The 8642-nt window shown below is 66.8% G+C and carries 6 protein-coding genes and 1 tRNA gene; 3 read left to right on the top strand and 4 right to left on the bottom strand.

Going from position 1 to position 8642, the window contains the following annotated elements:
* Positions 1–162 precede the first annotated feature (162 nt).
* Positions 163–247 (top strand) — tRNA-Leu (locus ON31_RS07810).
* Between the two features lie 371 nt (positions 248–618).
* Here the strand turns inward: ON31_RS07810 and ON31_RS07805 are convergent.
* The 4 genes from ON31_RS07805 to ON31_RS07790 form a co-directional block, all read right to left on the bottom strand.
* On the bottom strand, positions 619–2052 hold the full coding sequence (locus ON31_RS07805; RefSeq protein ID WP_039810957.1) for an ATP-binding protein: 1434 nt from the start codon (positions 2050–2052) through the stop codon (positions 619–621).
* Between the two features lie 288 nt (positions 2053–2340).
* Positions 2341–4950: a rifamycin-inactivating phosphotransferase gene (gene rph, locus ON31_RS07800; RefSeq protein WP_039810953.1), complete on the bottom strand. Its 2610-nt coding sequence runs from the start codon at positions 4948–4950 to the stop codon at positions 2341–2343.
* Between the two features lie 84 nt (positions 4951–5034).
* Entirely contained in the window at positions 5035–6276 is a 1242-nt protein-coding gene (locus ON31_RS07795; RefSeq protein WP_039810952.1) for a M48 family metalloprotease, read from the bottom strand.
* Positions 6273–6737, bottom strand: a complete 465-nt coding sequence (locus ON31_RS07790; protein WP_147287067.1) for a hypothetical protein — start codon at positions 6735–6737, stop codon at positions 6273–6275. Before ON31_RS07790 ends, ON31_RS07795 begins: the two co-directional genes overlap by 4 nt.
* A 208-nt stretch (positions 6738–6945) precedes the next feature.
* On the opposite strand from ON31_RS07790, the gene ON31_RS07785 reads away from it, so the two are divergent.
* Both ON31_RS07785 and ON31_RS07780 read left to right on the top strand, forming a co-directional pair.
* Positions 6946–7635 carry a DUF4389 domain-containing protein gene (locus ON31_RS07785; protein ID WP_039810948.1) on the top strand — a complete coding sequence of 230 codons (690 nt, stop codon included), beginning with the start codon at positions 6946–6948 and terminating at the stop codon, positions 7633–7635.
* 395 nt (positions 7636–8030) lie between these two features.
* Positions 8031–8630 (top strand): GNAT family N-acetyltransferase, encoded by a 600-nt coding sequence (locus tag ON31_RS07780; protein WP_039810946.1) that lies wholly within the window; start codon positions 8031–8033, stop codon positions 8628–8630.
* Positions 8631–8642 lie beyond the last annotated feature (12 nt).

The raw sequence follows: 8642 nt of genomic DNA, 5'->3' as shown, positions 1-8642 counted from the left end.
GGTCCACGCGGTTACACCCATGAAGGAAAGTTGAGCCTCCCTCATATTCACGGTTACCAAATCGTTATAACCCCTGGTAGGGTTACTGACCAGTACGCCACACCCCACCGGTGCTTCGCTAACGCGGTCAATCCCGGTAGAGTTTGGACGGTCGTACCATCAGCGCGAGTGGCGAAATTGGCAGACGCGCCAGATTTAGGTTCTGGTGTCCACGGACGTGGGGGTTCAAGTCCCCCCTCGCGCACCACGTTTCACATCCCGTCCGGAAACCCGCCGAACGCCCGCTTCGTCCGTTTCCCCGGGACGAACGCCCCCAACTCCCCAACCCGCCGTAACCATCTAGCAAACGCACGAGTGCATTCGCGCTCGGGCGAACCGGTTCCTTGCCTGGCCCATGCTCGATGAACATGCGTCACGGCTAGCCGTGAGACAGTGATCAGCACAGCTGACGATGTCGAGATGCATCCATTCCTTCGAGGCTTCGCGATCCACCGCCTAGCCAGCGGCGAATCCACCACCAGACCAGCGGCAGATCCACCATTCGCGTATTCACGTGACAGGAACACCGCCTCGCCGCGCCTATACGGCAGACCACCGCGGCGCGGTGGTGAACGCCGTTCACTGCCAAGCGCGCAACAGGTCCTCAGGCCCCCAACAGGTAGCGACCGGCAGGTCACCGTCGACTCCGGACCGCGAGACCGCCACCAGCGGCGTATCGAACTCGGTCCCTGGAATCGCGAGCACACTGCGGGCGAGGGCATCGTAGTCGTGGCGGTCGAACGGCCGGTCCTCGAGCCATTTGATCGAGCCGACGAAATGCACTGCGCCCGCGACAGGCTCGCGGTCGGCACCGATCAGGTCGATCTCCGGATTATTCTGCCGATTCCACCAGCCACCCACCGCCTCGGTCCCGGACCAGCGCTCGTCGGGCAGCAAGCGCAGCAGCGATTCCCGAACCACCGGCTCCACCGCACGACCGCGCCAGGTCGTCCAGGAGCGCTCGATCCGCTCCAGCGCCAGATCGCCCCGACCGCGTTCGATGAGCGGAATTCCGCGTTCCAGGAAGGCCAACCAGAACCGCAGGTAAGAATCGGCGATGCGGTAGCGCTTGTTCTTGCTGTCCGTCTTGGTCGACAGCGGCAGATCCGCGGCCACGATGCGCTTGGCCTGCAAGGTACTCAGCAACGGTGTCAGCGTGCCCGCCGGCAGGGCGCCCACGCTGCCCGCGGCAGCGGCAATCGTGCCGAAGGTACGTTCTCCGCTGCCGATCGCCTCCAGCACCGCCCGCGAACGCGACGCCTCCGGAAACTCGCCCAGCAGCGACAACTCACCCGCAACCAGCAGCGGAGACAACGGATTCGCCGTCGCATCGCGCAGGAAATCCGTGCGGCTCATGCCCGGACGCCACGACTGGACGATTTCCGGGAACCCACCCGTAATCAACAGCGCATCCATCGCCTCGGCCGCCGACAGCTCGGTCATGGCCTGTACATCCGCCAACTGCAGCGGTGCCACCGTCATTTTCGTCGCTCGCCCGAAGAACGGGCGACCGTGTGACTGCAAGGCCTCCATAACCGAGACGTCACTGCCCACCAGCACCAGCAGCACCGGTTTGGCCGACAGATGCCGATCCCACACCGTCTGCAGCGCCCCTTCGAACTCGGAGTCCTGCTCCACCAGCCATGGCACCTCGTCGATCACCATGATGCTCGCGGCATCGTCCGGCAGCGCGATGGCCAGCGTCCGCAGCGCCTGATTCCAATCCGCCGCGGACATCCCCTCAACCAGCTCCGCACCTCGCAGCGGCGAATGAGCCACGGTCGCGACGAAGTCCTCCCGCTCCGCGACAGGGTTACGACCCCGCGTCGCTTGGAAGACGACGTACGGCAGATCGGAGCGATCACAGAACTCCTGAACCAGCCGCGACTTCCCCACCCGCCGCCGACCGGTCATGATTACCGCACGGCCCCGGGTCGAACCGGCCCCGTCCGTCACCAGGCCCAGCTGCCGCGCCAACAGGTCAAGATCCGCCACCCGCCCCTTGAACTCCACCGCCCACCTCCAGTAAGAAGAATCAGCTCATTATACTTAAATTCAATCTAAGTAAGATGCAATCTATGTAACTCGTCCCACTCTGCCGCAACGGTCACGGCAACCCTCCGCGGGTACGACGCCGATGCGTGGGACTCATTCCTGGAGTGCGAACGGCGCCTTCGAGGCACCACCGCATCGGGCACGATCCGGCAGCACTGCGCAGGGGCATTTCCACCAGGATGATTGCGGCAGATCCACCCACCGACGGGCCGAGCAGCGGGCGGTGGGGACAGTGCACCCGCCGACCTACTGCTCCGGCAAGATCTCGACGTACCCCTCCGACCCGTGCACCCGAATGCGCTGCCCGTCTCGGATGCGGGTGGTGGCGTTCTCCACGCCGACTACGGCGGGGAGGCCGTATTCGCGGGCGATGACGGCACCGTGGGTCATCAGGCCGCCCACCTCGGTGACGAGGCCGGAGACCGTTACGAACAGTGGGGTCCAGCTGGGGTCGGTGTAGGCGGTGATCAGGATGTCGCCGGGGGTGAGGTCGGCTTCGGCTATGTCGGAGATGACGCGGGCGCGGCCTTCGACGGTGCCGGCGGATACGGGCGTGCCGGGGAGGGCGGTCGGGGGGAGGTCGGCGCGGCGGTAGGCGCCGGTGATCATTTCGCCGTCCGAGGTGAGCACCCGGGGTGGGGTGAGGGTTTGGTGGGCGCGGAAGGCTTGTTCGCGGTCGCGGAGGAGGGTGTGGTCGGCGCGTTGGGTGGACACCACTTCGCGGAGTTCGTCGAAGCGCAGGTAGAAGATGTCCTCGGGGGCGGTGAGCACTCCGGTTCGGACGAGGTGTGCGGCCTCCCGCAGGAGGGCCTGCTTGTAGACGAAGTAGCGGCTGACCATCGCGTACTTCGGGTACTCGCGGTAGCCGGTGAAGGTGCGGAGGCGGTCGATCATCGCCTGGGTCTCAACGGCTTTCGACTCTCCGTCCGGCAGTGCGCGCAGCCGCTCCAGGATGTCGCGGGTGTGCTGTTCGGCGGCGCGCAGGCCGTCCGCGAAGCGCTGTTCGGCCGCGCCCGGCGCGAAGTTGGCGATATCGGCGAGGAGGGTCGGGACGAGGGCGGCGGGGTGTTCGCTCCAGCGCGGGCGGGTGATGTCGATTTCGCCGACGCAGCGCATGCCGTAACGGTCGAGGAAGGCGTCGAGCGCGGCGCGGGGCGCGGCGCCGCCCGGACGCTGCGCCAACTCGTCCAGGAAACGCTGGCCGTCGACACCGGTATCGGCGACCTGCCGCAGGTAGTCCACCACGTCCGGGTGCGGCCGGATGGCGTCGGCGACATCCAGTAGAGCCAGGCCCATTTCGGCGGTGACATTTCCGGGCACCGACTGTGCGAGTACGTCGGCGGCGTTCGTCTCCCCCAGCCAGGTCCGCAACCGGTCGTTGAGCCAGCCCGCCGCCTCCATGCCGGCCATGATCGCCTGTCGGCTCCGGGCGTTGAACAGGACCCGCCGGAGTTCGCCTTGGATATCGGCAGCGATGAAATCCAGTAGGGCCGTGCCGGTTTCGGCCTCGATGTCCTTCTTCAGCGCCGCGAGGGACTGCTCGCTGGCGGCGATCAGTTCGGCGACCAGTTCCGGGTCGGCGTCGATCGGCGTGGCGGCCTCGGCCGCCGGGGCGGCGGGGGTCGTGTCCGGGACCGTGGGAATGAATCCGCGGTCGACGATGGTGCGCAGCGCGTCGCCGGAGAGCGGATCGGCTTGGCTGAAACCGTCGACCAGTGCCTGCCGCGCCGTCGGCGACGACAGGGCGCGGGTGATGTCGACGAACAGGCGACCACCCGCGTGCCGCATGGGTGCGGGGCTCGTCAACTGCCACACCGACAATCCCAGCGGTGTCATCGCATCGGTCATCATCTGCTGGTGGCCGACCGAGAGGTAGACGTGGTTGTCGTCGTCGGCGGCCTCGGGGACCGGGAACAGGGTGGTGATCGGACGACTCTGGACGATGCGGAAATCCGTGTCGTCCAAGCACCATTCGACGTCCTGGGGGCAGCCGAAATGCGCCTCGATGTCGCGGCCCAGCCGTGCCAGCCGCAGAATCTGCGCGTCGGTCAGCACCTGCCGGTGCTGTCGCTCCGGCTCGATCTCCCGGACCTGCGTGCCGCCCGCCGGGTTCGCTTCGACGGTCAGTTTCTTGGTGGCGACGGTCCGATCGGTGATCGCGTCGTCGCGAACCCGGTAGACGTCGGCGTTCACCAAGCCGGATACCAGTGCCTCACCGAGACCGAACCCGGCATCGATGGAAACCACCTTCCGATCCGAGGTGACCGGATCGGCGGTGACCATGATGCCCGCGGCCCGCGGGAACACCATCCGCTGGACGACCACCGCCATATCGATTGCCCGGTGGCCGAAGCCGTTGCGCTGGCGATAGGTGATCGCCCGCTCGGTGAACAGGGAAGCCCAGCACCGGCCGATGTGCTCGAGAATCGCCCGCACGCCGGTGACATTCAGGTAGCTGTCCTGTTGACCGGCGAAAGACGCGGTCGGCAGGTCCTCGGCGGTCGCGCTGGACCGCACGGCACAGGCGGTATCCGCGCCCAGCCGGGCGTACGCGGCGGCGACCGCCGTCGCGATATCGCCCGGAATGACGAATTCTTCTATCGCACGGCGGATGTCGGCGCTGAGCGCCGCGATGCGGGTGCGGTCGTCCGGAGCCAGGGCCGTCAGTTCGCCGAGCTGAACCTCGACGGCGGGCAGCTCGGCCAGCACCCGACGGAACGCCTCCGTGGTGACACAGAAGCCGTCCGGCACCCGAACACCGTCGATCCTCGCCAGTTCCCCGAGGTTCGCACCCTTCCCGCCCACACCCGCGATCCGGCTCCGGTCGACGTCCGCGAAGTCCAGCACATAGGCCATTCGGCTTGCTCCTCACCTGGGGTTTCGGCATGTAGCGAGCGATTATGGACCAGATTTCGATTCGTCATGAGCGACGCCGATCGGCTATACAGTAGAAGGGGGATGGAAGTTCCAGTGATGCCATCCGCCTTTCGACACGCCCCCGAGCGACAGCAGCGTCAGTGTGGCGAGCACGGTGCAGGCCGATACGACGACGAAGGCAAACCCGTCTGCGGCCGCGATGCGCCCGAGGCAGGTGAGCATGAGCATGACTGCCGCCACGGCGAGGAGGTTCGGACCGAACTTGCCGTGGTCGGCGTCGACAATGCCGGAGTCCGCCAGCCAGCGCCGTCGGTCAGCACTCCTCGGATGGGCGCGCCAGAAGCCGAACAGGGCCGCGAATACCGTGCCTCGCAGCGTAATCCGATGACCGTCGGAGCCCGGGCGGAGTAGCTGCCAGACCGCGGGGTCCGCACCCCAGGCACGGGCGTCGTGATCGGCGACATGTTCACGAGTTCGCTGTACCCGGGCATGGATGAGGTAGCCGACGGTCACCATGACCGCGACCAGCAGGAGATCGCGCGGCAACGCCTGCTGGCGTCCCGGCCAGAATTCGGCGTAGGGGCCGGTGATCTCACCGGTGGAGCGCGACCACAGGCGGGTTGCCGTGAACGGGACCACGACGGCGAGCACGAAACCACGCCACACCGCTCGCGCGCCGTACCCGATCCCGACGTCGCTGTTGCGCGCATGGGCGAGTTCGTGCAGTACCACGGCCTCCACGACGGCGGGCCGGAACCATGCCTGCCGGGCCAGGCCCGCGCTCAGGCAGACCACCGTGCGACCGGACCGGCGCAGGACGGCGGCATCGGATCCGGTTTGTGCGACATCGACGACGAAATCCGGTGCGCGGCGGTCGATTCCGGCGCGACTCACGAGGCGGGCCAGCAGCGGCCGCAATTCGGGTGGCGGGTCGAGAAAACGTGCGCGCCGCGCCCATCGCGGCCCACGCCGACAGGACACGACCGCGGCGAGGAGTACGCCGACGGTCCAGAGCAGGGCGATCAGCAGAGCTGATGACAGCGTCTCGGAATAGCAGTGACCGAAACGGCCGTGTCGCGCCGGAATATCCAGCATCGCGATATGCAATCGGTTCTCGGGATCGAATCCCGCTGTGTTCATACAGGTCCGGTAGGCGGCTCCACCGTGCCACGCCAGGACCACTCGACTGGTCAGCACTGTCGACCAGAGGACGGTCGCGGTGAGCAGCAGCATGAACAGCTGCTGCGCGCCCCATCCGACGAAACGACGATGCCGTGCGACGCCGACGCCGTCGTCACGGATCACGGCGACTCCGGGTCGTCCCCCACTCGCCGCAACCGGTCCACCACCTCATCGGCCAGCGACTCGGCCCGGCGGGCGTCGAAACCCGCTGCCATCGCCTGCTCGACCACCTGCCGCCGCACCCGCCGCAAGGTTTCGGCGTCCACCGGCGGCACGGTCGGGGGCCGCGCCGACCGACCGCGCAGGGAGCGGCGAATCCGCGCGCCCGCCCGGTCGGCGACGCTGCCGACCACCTTCCCGGTCGCGTGGTCGCTGAGCTGTTCGACGATCATCCACACCAGTGGCACCACGAACGGCGCGACATCGGAGAACCCGAACCGCACCGGCCCGCCTCGCCGCCGCCCGCGCAGCGCCCGCCCGATCCGCTCATCGTCCCAGCCGCGCATCCCGTCGAGCAGCCACACCTCCTCCGGAGCAGCAACTTCCGCAACATCCCACACGATCTCGCGCACGGTCGCGCCCACGTCCACCCCTGCCGGTCCGATCCAACGGGAACGATTGCCACTCGCTATATAGCCAGCACCCGTCCCGGCATTACGGGGCGCGACCACGACGCCGTTCGACGCGGTGCGGCGGCGGCCCGTGACCGACCGACCGACGAATCGGCAGCAGGCAGGCCGGCGAGGGTTCATTCTGGAGGCACTGGCATCGCGTTGTGGAAGGAGCGCTGTCATGAGCACGGAGACTTCCGCCGTCGAACCGGCGCGGCCCGCTGTCCATCCGGTACGGGTGCGTGGTGATCTGAGTGAGAATTTGTCGCGGTGGCTGTGGCTGGTGAAGTGGATTCTCGCCATTCCGCATTACCTCATCCTGATCTTCCTGGGGATCGGATTCCTGCTGCTGACCATCGTGGCCTTCTTCGCGATCCTGGTGGTCGGCAGATATCCGCGTCCCATCTTCGATATCAATGTGGGCATCATGCGGTGGTCGTGGCGGGTGATGTTCTACACCTACAACGCGCTGGGGACCGACCGGTATCCACCGTTCTCGCTGCGCCCCGACGACGACTACCCGGCGGATCTGACGGTGGACTATCCCGAACGGCTGTCACGCGGGCTGGTGCTGGTGAAGTGGTGGCTGCTGGCCGTTCCGCACTATCTGATCCTGGTGGCCATGCTGAGCGGGGCGGTGATCGTCGACGCCGAATCGGATTACGCGAATTTCGTTCCCCCGCTGCTCGACCTGCTGGTTCTCATCGCCGCGATCGCGCTGCTGTGCACTGGACGCTATCCGCGCGGGGTGTTCGATTTCCTGCTCGGCATCAACCGATGGGCGTATCGCGTGGTGGCCTACGCCGCACTGATGCGTGACGAGTATCCGCCGTTCCGGCTCGATCAGGGCGCACGCGAACCCGAACGCTGACCAATCTCGGACCGCGTCAGCACCGACGCGGGCAGGCTCGCTGCCGCGGCGGGCCGCTGCGCCCGTCTCGAGGAGTGGGCACGGGGTGCCACTCGCCAGGAGATCTATCTTACAGTAGCCTATCCTAATTTAGGTGAGGCTAAACTCCTATGGCACGAGAGAGGCGCACGTCGGGCGACGACTTCGCCACCGGCGAGAGGTTCGCCGATGACAGCATGCCGCTATCGCTCTCACGTCGCGAGCAGCCGAACCCGCCAGGCTTGTTAGCTTACCCTAACTTAATTAGGGTACGCTAACCCCGCGAAAGTGGATCTGCGAGAGGCGTTCTCATGGTGGTTGCTCGTCCCGAGGCGAGTTCGGGTGTCGATGGTCGAGCCGAGGCGTCTCGGTCCGATATGCCCAGCTCAGCGGTACCGAGCTATGAGCTGACGTCGCGGCGGATCGAGGTCGAACGCGATACCGAGACCGCGCACCGGTGGCTCAACCATCCCAAGTCCGCGTACTGGGGGATGGTGAACAGCAGCCTGGCCGATGTGGAGCGATTGCTCCGGGGGGCCGAAGCGGATCCCGATCCCCGATTCGGTATGCGGATGGGGTATTTCGAGGGCGAGCCGCAGTTCCTCTTCGAGCTCTACAACCCGGTGACCAGCGATCTCGCCAAGCCGGGCACGGGGTATGCGCACGAGCCCGGCGATATCGGCATGCATCTGCTCGTTGCCAGCAGCGAGCGGCGATTGGCCGGATTCACCGGGAACGTGATGCTGCACATCATGCGCACGGCGTTCTTCGACTGCGGCGCCGAGCGGGTCGTGGTCGAGCCGGACCACCGCAATCTGGATGTGCAGCGGCTCAATGCCGCCGTCGGGTTCCGCGTCGTGGGTGACTTCCCGGTCGCCGACAAGATCGCACGACTGAGCTATTGCACGCGCGCCGATTTCCTGCGAGTGACCGACAGCGGGCGCTCCCTGGCGACCGATCAGCTCGAGAACCCCTGAGAAAGTAGCGTT

The organism is Nocardia otitidiscaviarum NBRC 14405, assembly GCF_000308635.1.
Lineage (GTDB): Bacteria > Actinomycetota > Actinomycetes > Mycobacteriales > Mycobacteriaceae > Nocardia > Nocardia otitidiscaviarum.
Note: the sequence above shows the minus strand (reverse complement) of the source record. Positions and strands in the feature narration are given on the sequence as shown.

Coding starts and splice junctions, on each gene's coding strand:
- rph (WP_039810953.1), bottom strand. CDS start 4,950: ATGGCCTATGTGCTGGACTTCGCGGACGTCGACCGGAGCCGGATCGCG.
- ON31_RS07785 (WP_039810948.1), top strand. CDS start 6,946: ATGAGCACGGAGACTTCCGCCGTCGAACCGGCGCGGCCCGCTGTCCAT.
- ON31_RS07780 (WP_039810946.1), top strand. CDS start 8,031: ATGCCCAGCTCAGCGGTACCGAGCTATGAGCTGACGTCGCGGCGGATC.